This window comes from Streptomyces sp. CA-251387, assembly GCF_050936625.1.
Classification (GTDB): Bacteria; Actinomycetota; Actinomycetes; order Streptomycetales; family Streptomycetaceae; genus Streptomyces.
In genome coordinates this window covers 6,103,301-6,117,198 of record NZ_JBNJMJ010000001.1, presented here as the reverse complement: position 1 = coordinate 6,117,198, position 13,898 = coordinate 6,103,301, and the positions used below count along the sequence as shown (strand labels likewise).

Genomic DNA, 13,898 nt, shown 5'->3' with positions numbered 1-13,898 from the left:
ACACCCGTGGTTCGGGTGTCGACCTGCTTGGCTTATGCCCTCGAACATGCGGTGCCATGCCAGCGCATATGACGGCGCGCTGGTGAACTCCTTGTTACTTCTGTCCCGTAGTGGGCTACTTCTGTCCCGCAGTGAGCGACTTCCGTCTCACCTGAGTACGGCGATGGAGTGGCCGGAAAGGGCTCAGCCGCCGTAACGCCGGTGACGGGCCGCGTAGTCGCGCAGGGCGCGCAGGAAGTCCACCTTGCGGAAGGCCGGCCAGAAGACGTCGCAGAAGTAGTACTCGGAGTGGGCCGTTTGCCAGAGCATGAATCCGGACAGCCGCTGCTCCCCGCTGGTGCGGATCACGAGGTCCGGGTCAGGCTGGTCGCCGGTGTAGAGGTGGCGGCCGATCATGTCGATGTCGACGGCCTCGGCGAGGTCCTCCAGTGAGGTGCCCTTCTCCTGGGCGTCGAGCAGCATCGAGCGCACCGCGTCGGCGATCTCCTGGCGGCCGCCGTAGCCGATGGCGACGTTGACCAGTATCCCGTCGACGTGCGCGGTGGCCTCCTCGGCCTCCTTGAGGGTGGTCTGCATCCCGGACGGCAGCAGATCGGGCGTGCCGACGTGGTGCACCCGCCAGCGCCCGTCGGCGGCGAGGGAGCGGACGACATCCTCGATGATCCCGAGGAGCGGGACGAGCTCGTCCTGCGGGCGGTCGAAGTTGTCGGTCGACAGCAGCCAGAGGGTGACGACCTCGACGTCCGTCTCGGAGCACCAGCCGAGGAACTCCTCGATCTTCTCGGCACCGGCCCGGTGGCCGTGCACGGTGGAGGAGCCCGCCGCCTTCGCCCAGCGCCGGTTGCCGTCCATGATCACGCCGATGTGCTTGGGCACCTGAGCGTGGTCCAGGTGGCCTTCCACCCGGCGTGCGTACAGCCTGACCAGCAGGCCGCGCAGCTTGTCGCGCAGGTTCACGTGATTGTCAGCCCCTCCGTACGGATACGGTCCCCGCGGGGTGAGCCTACCGCTGCGCCTTGGATGGGGGGCGTCTGGGGTACGTGGCGGCTGCGGGTTGGGGGGGTTGATCGCGCAGTTCCCCGCGCCCCTTGGGGCGGTGCGGTCGCCCGCCGCCTGGTGAGTCCCCCTCCGTACAGAAAGAGCGCCCCCGTCCAGTGCAGAGGACGGGGCGGGCTCGCGGGCACAAAAAACGGGCCGGTCCGTGGGGGGAGACGGACCGGCCCGAGGGGGGGTTTCCACCATAACCCTTCGTAAGGGATGCTGCGCGCATCGGCGTGCCACAACTACTCTCCGAAATCGCTCGGCGACGGGGCGGTGGCCATGAGAGGGCCCCTTCGTGGCGGAATCATGGCCGCGTCGGGGCGGATTCCCTGGGGAAACGGGCGGGATGCGGATGGATCCGTAGGGTTTGCCGCACCTTGAGACCCGCTCGGCGACTTGTCCGCACTTCCCTCCCCCGGGTGACCCCGACCGCGAACGCCCGCTTGACGGCGCACATGACCGCGGGGGGCGGGCGTGAGTTCGATGCGATGCGCGTCCAGCAGGAGCATGTACGAGCACACGGCACCGCGCAGCCCCCTCCGCTGCGCGGTGCCGCCGCGCAGCTTTGCTTACGCGAATTACCTTGGTCTGAACTTACGTGACCGGCGGAGGGAAAGCGAGTCAGCCGTCATAACAATGTGGAAAAGGTGAGGGCTCCTTGGATGCGCAGGGGGCGACGGCCCTCCGCGCACGGATGCATGGTTTGCACGAGGCCGCGCATGGGCGGGTCCCGAGCGGACAGCGGCTGACCTATATCCGGCCTAACGTCGCCCTATGACTCTCACTGTCACTTGGCACGAGGCGAGTGCACGGCGGCGGGCGCGGCAGTTCCTGGACCGGCCCGCCGAGCGCGGCACGCCGGTCGCCGAGGTGGTCGGGGCGATACTCGGCGCGCATGCGCAGGTGCTGTCCGCGGCCGAGGTGTCGGTGGGGGTGCGGGCCGCCGGGGTGACTCGGGCGGACGTACGGGCGGCGCTGTGGGACGACCGCTCGCTGGTGAAGACGTTCGGCCCGCGCGGCACCGTGCATCTGCTTCCCGCCGCCGAACTGCCGCTGTGGTGCGGTGCGCTCAGCGCGATCCCGACGGGGCCGAGCCCGTTTCCGCCGGAGGTACGGGTGACGGAGGAACAGGCGGCGCAGATCGTCGCGGCGATCGGCGATGCCCTCGACGGGGTGTGTCTGACCGTGGAGGAGCTGGGTGAGGAGGTGGTCGCCCGCACCGGTCCCTGGGCCGGTGACCTGGTGATGCCCGCCTTCCAGGACCTGTGGCCACGCTGGCGGCAGGTGATGCACCGGGCAGGCCAGGCGGGTGCGCTGTGCTTCGGCCCGAATCGGGGGCGGAAGGTGACGTATACGCGGCCGCCCGGGTTCGACGCGGTGCCCGGGGACGTGGCACTGCACGCACTCGTACGGCGGTATCTGCGGGCATACGGTCCCGCTACACCGCAGAACTTCGCCACATGGCTGGCGGCACCGGCGGGTTGGGCGGTGTCGCTGTTCCGGGAACTGGCGGAGGGCGGGCAGATCGAGGAGGCCGGCTTTGAGGGGGCTTCGGCCTGGGTGGCGGCCGGTGACACGGGGTTTCCGGGGGCGGTCGTGCGCGGGGTGCGTCTGCTGCCGTACTTCGACGCGTACGCCATCGCCGCGCAACCGCGGACGTCGCTGTTCCCGGGAGCCGCGTACGAACGGGCCCTGGCGGGCGGTCAGGCCGGCAACTATCCCGTGCTGATGGTGGACGGACTGGTGGCGGGCGTCTGGCACCAGCGCCGCCAGGGCCGTCGTACGACGGTGACGGTGGAGGTGGTCGGACGACGGCTGACGGCGCGGCAGGAGCGGGAGTTGGGCGAGCAGGTGGAGCGGCTCGGGGAAGTGCTGGAGGCGAAGGCGGAGTTGGTGGTCGGGGAGGTCACGGTCGGGCCGCACGCGTGAGGTACGCCGGGGACGGGCTCACGCGCTGCGCTTGCGGGCCTCGAAGAGGTGGCGGGTGCTGTGCGCGACGAACGGGCCCGCGGACTCGATCTGCTCGTGCAGGGCGCGGAGTTGGGGTCGGTACGCCTCGACGGTGAAGCCGGGGACCATCCAGACCACCTTCCGCAGGAAGTGGACGACGGCCGCGATGTCGTGGAACTCGATGCGCAGCCGCTCGGCCCGCAGATCGACGATCTCCAGCCCGGCGGCCTCCGCGGCGGCGCGCTCGCGGTCGGGGTGGCGGTCGCTGCTCTGCGCCTCCGGGAGGGGGCCGAGGAAGTACTCGACGAGCTCGAAGACGCTGCGCGGCCCGACATGCTGGGCGAAGTAGGTGCCGCCGGGCTGGAGGACGCGGGCGATCTCGGCCCAGTGCGGGGTGACCGGGTGCCGGCTGCTGACTAGGTCGAAGGCGCCGTCGGCGAAGGGCAGCGGTGCGTCTTCGGGGCAGGCGACGACGGCGATGCCGTGCGGGCTCAGGAGGGCGGTGGCCTTGGCGACGTTCGGCGGCCAGCCTTCGGTGGCGACGGCGAGGGGCGGGACCTTCGTGTCGGCGCGGCGGAGGGCGAAGTCGAGTACCTCTCCTCCCCCGGTCTGGATGTCGAGGGCGGCGGTGGCACGGGTGAGCCGCTCGGCGAGGGACATGGCGTATCCCCAGGAGGGCCGCGCCTCGGTGGCCCTCCCCTCGAACCAGGAGAAGTCCCAGCCTTCGGTGGGGACGGCGGCGCCTTCGGCGACGAGGGCTTCGAAGGTACGGGGGTGGTCCTCGAAGGTGCGGGAGTGCTGCGGCTCGTCCATGCGGTGATCGTGTCAGGGCGTCGTCAGTGGGCGCCGCTGATTTTTTACGCCGGTGCCGCGGCGTCGGAGAGCACGAGGAGCACGTATCCCTCGTCGTCGTGCGGGAGGGTGCCGGTGCGCTGGAAGCCATGGCGTTCGAGGAGTCGTACGGAGGCGGTGTTGGTATGGAAGGGGTCGGCGTACAGAGGCCGGGTCTTCTCGAGTTCGAGGAAGAGGGCGAGCGCTCTGCTGCCGATGCCGCGCCCCCAGTACGGCCGCCCCAGCCAGTAGCCGAGGAAGCGGCGGTCGCCGTCCCACCAGGCGACGATGTTGCCGGCCACGTCGTCCCCGACCGTGACCGTCTGCACGAGGCCGGTCTCGTTCCCGAGCACGCGGGTCCGCCAGTGCTTCATGAAGGCGTCGCGCGGCCGAGGCGTGAACCTCGACCGCCGGACGGCTTCCGGGTCGTGCTCAAAGGCGAGGAAGGCCTCGAGGTCGGAGTCCAGCACATCGCGGAGACGTACGTCGGTGTCGTCGTGGCGCAGCTCATCGCCCATACCGTTCACCCCGTTCATGTCGCTCGTGTCGCTCATGTCGAGGAGTGTGGCAGGAGCCACTGACAACGCCGCCGTGTCGGCCGAACGGTCTACGGAACCAGCGGCCGCACTTCCTCGGCCACGAACCGCACGAACCCCTCCGGATCCGGCTCGTCCCCCGTCGGCTGCAGCACCACGGTGTCGGCACCGGCGTCCGCAAGCCGCTGTACGGCCTTCGCAACGGCGCCCGCGTCCCCGGCGACACCGAGATCGGGGACGGACTCGAGCCCTTCCGCGGCGAGCTCGGCCTTGAGGCGGGCGGGTCCGTCGGGTCCGGTGGCGGCGAGGAGATAGACGACGATCGGATGCGGCTCGGCACCGGAACCGGCACCCGCGCCCGCACGTCCCGCAGCCTGTCGCCCCTCGTCGATGAGTTGCCGTGCCCGCCGCACGCCCTCGGGTGAGGTCGAGGCGGTGAGCAGGGTCCCGTCGGCGGACTCCCCGGCGAGCCGGAGCGAGCGGGGGCCGGTGACGCCGGCGACGATGGGCACCGGCCCGGCGGGTGGCCAGTCGAGGGCGACGTCGTCGAGCTTCACGTACCGCCCCTCGACGGTGAGGCGCTCCCCGCGCAGCAGGGCGCGCAGCGCGTCGAGGTGCTCCCGCAACAGCGTCACCGGCGACTCGACCCGAGCCCCGACCTGCCTCATCCAGTCCTGCACACCGTGCCCGACGGCTAGGACCGGACGGCCCGGGAACATGCGGTACAAGGTTGCGGCCTCCATGGCGGTGATGGCGACGTTCCGCAACGGGACGGGCAGCAGGCCGACGCCGACCTTGACCCGCTCGGTCCAGGCGAGGGCGGCCGCGGCCGCGGAGATCCCTCCCTCCCGGAAACAGTCCTCCCAGAGCCAGAGCTCCTCGAGGCCGGCGTCGTCGGCGAGCCGGGCGACGGATCGGAGTCGTTCGGGGGCGAGTTGGGGACGGAACACTGCGCCGAGTCCTGTCATGGGATCTTTCCTACCCGGGTAGCACTCGGCGGACAACAGGAACTTCAGGAGGTGCCCGCGGATGGGGCGGCGATGGCGTGACGGGCGGGGGACGCTGGTGGTGCACGGACGGCCAGATGACGTCTCGGTCCCCCTGGAAGTCGCCTCGTCGTACCGAGCCCGTACAAAGGGGCTCCTGGGGCGAGACTTCGTCGACGGGGCAATACTGCTCACCCCGGCGAGCGGCGTGCACACCTTCCGTATGCGCATCCCCATCGACGTCGCTTATCTCGACCGCAAGCTGAACGTCATCGCCGTACGCACGATGCCGCCGGGGCGGCTGGGGCTGCCCCGGCTCCGTTCGCGGCATGTGCTGGAGGCGGAGGCCGGGGCCATGGCGGGGTGGGGGCTGCGGGTCGGGGTGCGGGTGACGGTTGAGGCCGGCTGACCGCGGGTGCTATGGGCGGCGCGGCCCGTCCTCCCGGCCCACCTCATGGTGACGCCCGTCAGGCCGCGGCAACGGCTTCAGATCCACCTGGATGCGATGCGTGGCGTCCCGGCTCACCGAGCCGCCGAGCCGTGCCTCGACCACGCCCAGGCGCAGACCCGCGCCGCCCTCTCCGGCCCGGTGGAACTGGACCGAGAACTCCAGGCTGACCTGCTCCACACTGAACCGCCAGTCGCTCGCCACGCCCTCGGCCTGGGCTCGCGCCAGCTCGGCACGCACCGTGCCGATGGCCTCCGCAAGACCGACCGGTTCCGTCTCCCCCACGTCAACTCACCGCCGTATTCCCGATATTGGCTGATCGAACCTGGTCACGAGTCTAGGGAGCACCATGCACCACGCGTAGTGTGAAGCGGTATGGGGGAGCTACGCGCAGACTGGAGGCTCAGGTTGCGGCGCGGGGGCGCGCGCGGGCCCATAGCGGGCGCCGGTGTGCTCGTCGATCAGCGCACGGCGCTGACCTGCGCGCACGTGGTGCGCGATCCGGACGCCGTGATGTGGCTGGAGTTCGCGGAGAACCGCGACCTCGAACCCGTGGCCGCACGGGTTCTGCCCGGCGGGTGGCTGCCGGAGGCCGAGGGCGGCGAGGACATCGCCGTGCTGCGCCTGGACAGCCCGCGCCCGCAGGCGCGCCCCGCGCCGTTGGAACCCAGGTTGTGGGGCGGCTTGGAGGTGTCCGCGACCGGGTATGCGGAGGGCTTCGATGACGGCATGACCCTGTGGGGCCGTATCAGCGGGGCCAGCGGGGAGCGGGTGCAGCTCGACGCCGTCGCCAAGGCGGAGGTGGTGCGGGCGGGGTTCAGCGGCGCCGCCGTGTGCACGCGGCCGGGCGAAGGGCGTCCCGCGCGCGTGGTCGGGCTCGTCGTCAGCTGGCGCGGGGACATGGGCGAGCTGCTGCCCGAGAACAACCGGCTCGCCTTCTCGTATCTGATTCCCGTCGACCGGATCGCCGAACTCTCGCCCCTGATCAAGGAGTTGAGCAGTCCGTACGCCTGGGATCACGGCTTCGAGGAGCGGCTGGACCGGTGGTTCGCGGACCCGGACGAGGAACCGGTGAAGATCACCGTGGTGTCTCCGGGCAGTGGCAAGGACCGCTCGCTGCGCCATCTGCTGCACCGCGCCGACCTCGTGCATCGCGGCGGCTCCTCCAGCAGGCCGGACCTCGCCGACCACGCCCTGGAGCACATCGCCTTCCCGCCCGGCCAGTATCTGGCGTACTGGGACTGGCTGCTCGGCACCAAGCGCCGCCCCGCGCAGGCGCCCGCCCTCGCGGCCGACCGCCCACCCCCTACGGTCCTTGTCGACGGCCTCGACGAGGAGCCCGAGCCCGGTCCCCTGATCGACCTCCTCGGCCGGCTGCGGGAGTGCGGCTTCCGGCTGCTGCTCGTCTTCCGCCACGCGGGCGGCACCGGCTGGACCGCGGCGTACGACGTACTCCTGCGGCCCGCGCTCCTCGCCCACGCGGACGCGTTGCTCGACCGGCTGCGGCGCGCGGAGTTCAACCGCTCGGTCCAGCTCGGCGTCGTCGACGACAACTCGCTCGCCTCCGCGACGGAGACGGCCGACCGGCGCCAGGCCGAGCGCCGGCTGATCCACGAGACGGATCCCCACCGGCAACTCACCGCGCTGCGCGAGCTGATCAGCACGCTGCGCGCCGACCTGGAGCGCCACGGAGGCCACCACGGAGGCCGGGCATGAGGCACTCCAGCACCCGGCCGGCGGCGACAGGGAGCACCGACGCCGGGACAAGGACGTCCTGCCCGCACCGGCGTTTCACCGGAGCCCCCTGCGGCGGCCACGTCCTGCCCACCGGCCACTGCGCCGAGTGCGGCCGTCACGAGAACGGCCCCGGGCTGCCCCGGCTGCCCACGGACCCGTGGGAGCTCGGCCCCCGGGACCTCCTCGCACTGCCCGAGCGCGAGCCGCGCTCCGAGCGGGCACGGCTCATCGATCCAGAGGCACCGCTGCGCATCCGTATGGGCTGCTCGTCCCCCGAGTGCGGTGTGGTCTTCGCCCCTCCCTACACCGAGGGCCCGGTGCCGATCGAGGGGTACTGCCCGGCCTGCGGCGAGCCCTACTCGTACCGGCCGGAACTCGCCGCGGGCGATGTGCTGCGCGACCAGTACCGGATCATGGGGCCCATCGCGCACGGCGGCCAGGGCTGGGTCTATCTCGCCGAGGACACCCACCTCGGTGACGTCGTCGCCGTCAAGGGACTGCTCAACCGCTACGAGCGGGACGGCGCCCGGCTCGCCGACGTCGAACGCCGCAACCTCGTCGCCATCCGCCATCCCCGGATCGTCCAGATCCGCGACTTCGTCGCGCGGCGGGACGGCACCGGCCAGGTGACCGGCGGCCATGTCGTCATGGACGACGTCGGGGACGGCACCCTGGAGAAGGTCGTCGAGGAGACCCGGCGGGGGGAGCAGGCCCTCGGGGGGCGGGTCCTCGACATCGAGGACGTCGCCGCGTACGGCTGCCAGATCCTCGAAGCCCTCGGCCATCTGCACACCGGTGGCGAACCGGTCTTCGTGTACGGGGACATGAAGCCCTCGAACGTGGTCCACCACAGGGACGGCGTCAAGGTCATCGACCTCGGCGGTATGCGGGAACAGGGCCAGAGCGAGCCGCCCGCCCATGTCACGCCCGGCTTCATGGCGCCCGAGACCGAGTCCTCGGGTCTGCCGACCGTCGCCCACGACCTGCACACCGTCGGTGCCACGCTGCGCGAACTCGCCGGCTGGGCCGTGGACAAGGTGCCCGGCCTCGGTGCCGCCTCCTTCTGGTGGGTCGTCGAGCGTGCCACCCGGCGGGATCCGGACCTGCGCTTCGCGAGCGCCCAGGACATGGCGGGCCAACTGCGCGGCGCCCTGCGGGAGATCCGTGCCCTGCGCGGCAAGAGCGACCCGCCCGAGCCGTCCCAGTACTTCCGGCCGTCCCCGCGGCTGCTCGGCGCCCGGCTCGGTACGGTGCCGGGCATCGGCCACTGGCTGGACCGCCCGCGCCGCCACCGGTACGAGCCGCCCGTCGCGCCCGCCCTCGACCCCGGCGCGCCCACGCCCACCGAGATCGCCCGCTGTCTGCCGGTGCCGGTGCACTATCCGGGCGATCCGCAGACCGCACGGTTCGAGGTGAGCAGTGGCTACGATCCGGGCCGACTGCTCGACCAGGACGGCGAGAGGCCCACCTCGGTGGAGATCTGCCTGCACAACGTGCGCGTCCTGCTGAGCCGGAACACCCGGGAAGACCTGGAGCGCGCCCAGGAGGAACTCGACACCGCCGCGTCCATTCCCGGGCCGCGTGCCGTGCGCCGATGGCGGCTGGACTGGCACCGCGCCCTGGTCGCGCTGCGCCGCGCCGACCTGGACGACGACCCGCGCCAGGTCGCCGCGGCCAAGGCGCACTTCACGGAGGTCCACCTCGACCTGCCCGGCGAGTACGCGCCGAAACTGGCCCTCGCCTACTGCGGAGAGTTACTCGGCGACGACACGACCGGCCCCACCGCCAAGGAGCTGTACGAGGCCGTCTTCGCCCGCAACCCTTCGCACGGCGGCGCCGCCCTGGGCCTCGCCCGGCTCGCGCTCCGTGACGGCGACCGCGGTGCGGCCCTCTACGTACTGCACCGGGTCCGCGCCGGCTCCCTGGACCACACCGTCGCCCGCATCGCCTCCCTGCGCATCCGCGCGGCCCGACTGCCCCACGGTGCTGATCCGCTGCCCTCGCCCACCGAGGTCGACGCGGCGCTGGCCGAGCTGCGCGGCCTCATGCGCCGGAACCCGGGCGTCGGCGAGCCGACTGTGTCCGAGGACGAGGCGCTGCGTCTGAGCACCGAGCTGAACGAATGGAAGCTGGATGCGCTGCACAGCCGCAGGGACGCGCCCGCCTCCCCGGGCCAGGGCGCCGGACGGCTCGGGGCCCGCAGCCTGAGACGCCTGACCCCGCAGGAGCGCGAGGTGCGCGCACGGATGGAGCGGCACTACCGGCAACTGGCCGCACACCACCGGGAGTCGGCCGCCGCCCACGAACACCTCGTGGACCTCTCCCACGCGGTACGGCCCCAGACCGCGATCTGAGCACGACACGCACCCCGCACGGCAACGCACGCAACGGACAGGACGGCACCGGACCCGGACCCGGACTCGGACTCCGGCCCGGTGCGAAAGGCGACGAAGCGAAGGAGCGGTGACGTACGACATGAGCAGCCCAACCCGGCCGCCGCACCTGGGCATTCAGCTGCACGTCGACCTCGACCGCGATCTGCGCCCGCACCGCAGCGCCAAGGTCGAGGCGCATCTGCGGGTCGACGTGACCGCCACCGGTGCCGCCGCCGAGCTGCCGGCCGTCGAACTCGCCGTGATCATCGCGGTGGACGTCGCCGAGACCCACCGGGCGGCCGTCCGGCGCGCCCTGCCCGCCGCGCTGCGCGCCCTGCCCGACGGCATCTCCTTCGCCGTGCTCGGCGGCGGTCCCGAGCCGGCCCCGTGCTATCCGCTGGGCGCTGCCGAGTGGGCTGTCGCCGACCAGCACCACAGACGCCGGGCCGCCTTCGCCGCGGGCGCGATCCCACTGCACCGGGACGGTCCGCGCCCCGCCGGCTACGCCGCCTGGGCGGCGAGGGCACGCGCCTTGCTCGCCGCCCGCCCCCTGTCCGTACGTCATCTGCTCCTGATCACCGACGGCAGCAGCGCCCGGGGCGAGACCCGGCTGCACGAGGAACTGGACTCCTGCGCCGGGCAGTTCACCTGCGATGTGTTCGCCGTGGGCCACGACTGGTCCCCCGATCCTCTGCTGACCCTCGCCGAACGGCTGCACGGCACCGCCGAGTTCGTGGACGACGGCCTCAGCCCGGCGATCACCGCAGCCATCCGGCGGCTGCGCCGGGTGCACGCCCCCCAGCTGCCCATCGAGGTGACCGTACGGCCCACCGTCCGCCAGGTGTCCCTGAACGAGAAGGCGCCCCGGCCGCACCGGCTGGGCGGGCTGCGCCGACCCGGCCGGCCCCGTCTCTGGAGCTTCCCCACCTACCAGTGGGAGCCGGGCTCGCGCGACTATCTGCTCACCCTCGTCGCCGACGCCGGTGCCGACCCGCTGGAGACCGACCTGCAGTTCGCCATGGTCTCCGTCGGCGACGTCCATGTGCCCGTCACCGCCCGCTGGCATCACCCCGAGCGGCCCCTTCCGCACGGCCCGGCAGGCAGTGGCACCCTGCGCGGCCTGAAGACCACCACCGTGATGCGGGACGCCCTGCGCAGGGGACTCGTCGCCGTCCGGGAACACCAAAACGACATCGCCGAACGCCACTTGGGGCAGGCCGCACGCCTGGCGGCACGGCTCGGCACACAGTGGGTGCTGGACGAGATCGACGCGGTCGCCGTCATCGAGGACGCGCGCGCGGGACGGGTCCGGCTGCGTCCCGCTGTCGACGCCGACACGCTCGCCCCGATACTCCTGCGCGCCGGATCCCGTCCGGGCGGCCCCCTGACCGACATCGCCGGCCTGCCGCCCGGCCCGCGCTGCGGCCACTGCGACACCCCGGCCGGGAGCGAGGCGCGTTACTGCATCAAGTGCGGGGAGAAGCTGCTGTGACCGTGTTGACCGGACGCGCCCCGACCTGGCACACGCACTCCCCGGCAGCTTTCTGGCGGGAACGCCTGCGCCCCTTCCGGACCCGCCGCCTGCTGGAGGTGCACCTGCTGGTCCTGACGCTGTGCGCGGCCGTCGCGGTGAGTGCCCTGCTCATCTCGTACCGGCAGACCCAGCAGGCCGCCCAGGCCCTCGCATCCCGGGAGGCACCGGCCGTGCAGGGGCTCGCCGCCACCCGGCTCGCGGTGCTGCGTGCCGACTGGGAGGCCGGGTTCCTGGTGAAAGCGGACCTCGCCGACGTCGCCGGATCGGGCGAGACCTACCGGGCCCAGCTCTCCGCCGCCGACCAGGGCCTGTCCCGCATCGCGGACAGGACGGACCAGGACCTCGGCACCGTCAACGGTCTGCTCGCCTCCTACAGCAGCTCGATCACCCTCGGCATGGCCACGTACCGCGACCAGCCACTCATGCGACAGCAGAAACTCGCCGAGGCCCACTCGCTGCTCACCCGCGACCCCGTCGGACTCGCGCCCCGACTGGACCAACTGCAGCGGAACCAGTTACGGCACGCCGAGGACACCGCCACCATGGGGTGGGTACAACGCAGCGGCTGGTGGCTCGCCGAACTCGCCCTGGCCGCCCTCGCGCTGACCCTGCTCTCCGCCCTGTTCGTGCTGCGCGACCGCTGCGGACGCGACTGGAACCCGTACCTGATCGCCGCCTTCGCCCTCACCGTGCTGCTCGCGATCGTCCCGCTGCTGACGGCGTCCTCCGCCCAGGACGACCTCGACAGCGTGCGCGCCGACCTGCGGCGGATCACGGACATCTCCCGGCAGGACTACTCCAGCGGCGTGGAGCCGGCACAGGCACAGCGGACGGTCACGGAGCAGTCCGAGGAGGTCCGGCGAGAGCTGGCCGACGACACCTGGACCGGCAGGGTGTACCAGGGCACCTTGATCGGCGGCCTGCTGGCCGTCGTCCTCCCCGCGGTGGGGCTCGGCCTGCGTCTCGACAACGACTACTGGAGGCGACGGTGACCCGGCCCTTCAAGCTGCTGGTGCTCCTCGTGGCGCTGCTGCTGGTCTCGGGCGGCAGCCTGGTGGCGGTCTGGGCGCAGCGGGACGCCGAGCAGCCGGTGACCATCCTCGGACCGTGGACCGACAACCAGGAGGAACAGTTCGAGGAGGTGCTGCGAAGCTTCGGCATCCCCTTCGACTACCAGGGCACCGCGGCCCAGCGCGAGGTGCTGCTCTCCAAGGTGCAGTCCGGGGAGCCCCCGGACATCGCGATCATGCCGGGCGTCGGCGAACTCGCCGAGTACGCCGACCAGGACCTCCTCAGCGAACTGGACGGCCTCTACGACGAGGAGGAGTACGGCGCCCCCTGGAAGTCGGCGGGCAGGACCTCGTCGGGACATGTCTACTGGGTCCCGGTCAAGGCGGACCTGAAGAGCGTCGTCTGGTACCGCGAGGGCGACGAACCCGCCGGTTCACCGGCACCGCTGAAGAGCTGGTGCATCGGCATGGGCGACGACGGCGCCTCCGGCTGGCCCGGCAGCGACTGGATCGAGGACCTCGTGCTGCAGCGGGCGGGCCCGAACACCTACGGGAAGTGGGCACTGGGCCGGGAGGAGTGGACCAGCGATCCGGTGCGCACGGCCTGGGAGGCGTGGGCCGGCCTGCTCCGGCAGGACAAGAACGCGGCGAAGAACGCCTTGCTCACCGATCACCGCGGCGCCCCGGGAAGGCAGGGGCTCCTGTTCTCGGGCTCGGGATCGGGCTCGGGCTCGGGCTCGGGCTCGGGTCCGGACTCAGGCCCGGGATCGGGATTGGGCCCGGGATCGGGCTCGGGCCAGGCCTCGGATTCGGGTTCCGGCTCAGGCTCCGGTTCGGACTCCGGCTCCGGCTCCGGCTCCGGCTCCAGGTCCGGCTCCGACTTGGGCTCGGGTTCCAGTTCCGACTCGGGCTCGGGTTCCGGTTCCGACTCGGGCGGCTGCGCCCTGGAGCACCAGGGCTCCTTCGCACGCTCCTTCTACGACGGGAACCCCGCAGCCCTGACCGACTCCGCCCCGCTCCTCCCCGGAGGCCCCTACCCGGTCCGGGCCCACGAGGTGACCGGCGACTTCGCCGCGCTGTTCAGCGACCGCCCCCAGGCCCGGAACCTGATCAAGAAGCTCGCCTCCTCGGAGGGCCAGCGGGCGTGGGCCAAGTATCCGGACGTCTTCTCGGCGAATCTCCAGGTGCCGCGGAAGCCCGGCCCGATCGGGCACGCGATCACCGACCGGCTCACGGGCAAGCGCCCCCGCTGCCTGGACGCCTCGGACGTCATGGCCCCCGCCGTACGGGACGCCTTCTACGAGGCCGCCCTGCTGACGATCGCCCGAGCCGCGGCCGGGGCGGACCTCGGCATCACGGGGCTCCTCCAGGATCTGCAGAGGGTGCAGAACGCACAGCCCGACAGGGAGGCAGGGCTGGAGACGGTGTGCAGTACGGCGTGAGCCGTGAG

The 13,898-nt window shown here is 72.2% G+C and carries 12 protein-coding genes; 7 read left to right on the top strand and 5 right to left on the bottom strand.

Annotated features, from left to right (window positions below):
* Nucleotides 1-183: 183 nt before the first annotated feature.
* The gene (locus ACQEV2_RS27520) at nt 184-957 is read right to left on the bottom strand and encodes an isoprenyl transferase (protein ID WP_433046900.1); all 774 of its coding nucleotides are present in this window, start codon (nt 955-957) and stop codon (nt 184-186) included.
* A gap of 858 nt (nt 958-1,815) precedes the next feature.
* Between ACQEV2_RS27520 and ACQEV2_RS27515 the strand changes: the two genes are divergently transcribed.
* Nucleotides 1,816-2,970, top strand: coding sequence for a winged helix DNA-binding domain-containing protein (locus tag ACQEV2_RS27515; protein WP_433046897.1), 1,155 nt, complete (start codon nt 1,816-1,818; stop codon nt 2,968-2,970).
* 18 nt (nt 2,971-2,988) lie between these two features.
* Here the strand turns inward: ACQEV2_RS27515 and ACQEV2_RS27510 are convergent, their stop codons facing one another.
* From ACQEV2_RS27510 to ACQEV2_RS27500, 3 genes are all read right to left on the bottom strand, one after another.
* Nucleotides 2,989-3,804 (bottom strand): methyltransferase domain-containing protein, encoded by an 816-nt coding sequence (locus ACQEV2_RS27510; RefSeq protein ID WP_433046894.1) that lies wholly within the window; start codon nt 3,802-3,804, stop codon nt 2,989-2,991.
* A 44-nt stretch (nt 3,805-3,848) separates the two neighbouring features.
* The gene (locus ACQEV2_RS27505) at nt 3,849-4,340 is read right to left on the bottom strand and encodes a GNAT family N-acetyltransferase (RefSeq protein WP_433054820.1); all 492 of its coding nucleotides are present in this window, start codon (nt 4,338-4,340) and stop codon (nt 3,849-3,851) included.
* 89 nt (nt 4,341-4,429) lie between these two features.
* Nucleotides 4,430-5,326: an LLM class flavin-dependent oxidoreductase gene (locus ACQEV2_RS27500; protein WP_433046891.1), complete on the bottom strand. Its 897-nt coding sequence runs from the start codon at nt 5,324-5,326 to the stop codon at nt 4,430-4,432.
* Between the two features lie 61 nt (nt 5,327-5,387).
* Here ACQEV2_RS27500 and ACQEV2_RS27495 point away from each other — a divergent pair, with 61 nt between their 5' ends.
* A complete protein-coding gene (locus tag ACQEV2_RS27495) occupies nt 5,388-5,753 on the top strand; it encodes a DUF192 domain-containing protein (RefSeq protein WP_433046888.1) in 366 nt (121 codons plus the stop codon).
* Nucleotides 5,754-5,762: 9 nt separating this feature from the next.
* Here ACQEV2_RS27495 and ACQEV2_RS27490 read toward each other — a convergent pair whose 3' ends face one another.
* Nucleotides 5,763-6,077: a trypco2 family protein gene (locus tag ACQEV2_RS27490; protein WP_433046885.1), complete on the bottom strand. Its 315-nt coding sequence runs from the start codon at nt 6,075-6,077 to the stop codon at nt 5,763-5,765.
* Nucleotides 6,078-6,167: 90 nt separating this feature from the next.
* Between ACQEV2_RS27490 and ACQEV2_RS27485 the strand changes: the two genes are divergently transcribed.
* The 5 genes from ACQEV2_RS27485 (at nt 6,168) to ACQEV2_RS27465 (ending at nt 13,890) form a co-directional block, all read left to right on the top strand.
* Entirely contained in the window at nt 6,168-7,508 is a 1,341-nt protein-coding gene (locus ACQEV2_RS27485) for a S1 family peptidase (RefSeq protein ID WP_433046882.1), read from the top strand.
* Complete coding sequence (locus ACQEV2_RS27480) at nt 7,505-9,883, top strand: tetratricopeptide repeat protein (RefSeq protein WP_433046879.1); 2,379 nt, start codon at nt 7,505-7,507, stop codon at nt 9,881-9,883. The genes ACQEV2_RS27485 and ACQEV2_RS27480 overlap by 4 nt, the downstream gene beginning before the upstream one ends.
* Before the next feature lie 121 nt (nt 9,884-10,004).
* Nucleotides 10,005-11,396, top strand: coding sequence for a hypothetical protein (locus ACQEV2_RS27475; RefSeq protein ID WP_433046876.1), 1,392 nt, complete (start codon nt 10,005-10,007; stop codon nt 11,394-11,396).
* Nucleotides 11,393-12,430, top strand: coding sequence for a hypothetical protein (locus ACQEV2_RS27470; RefSeq protein WP_433046874.1), 1,038 nt, complete (start codon nt 11,393-11,395; stop codon nt 12,428-12,430). Before ACQEV2_RS27475 ends, ACQEV2_RS27470 begins: the two co-directional genes overlap by 4 nt.
* Nucleotides 12,427-13,890 carry an extracellular solute-binding protein gene (locus ACQEV2_RS27465; protein ID WP_433046871.1) on the top strand — a complete coding sequence of 488 codons (1,464 nt, stop codon included), beginning with the start codon at nt 12,427-12,429 and terminating at the stop codon, nt 13,888-13,890. Before ACQEV2_RS27470 ends, ACQEV2_RS27465 begins: the two co-directional genes overlap by 4 nt.
* Nucleotides 13,891-13,898 lie beyond the last annotated feature (8 nt).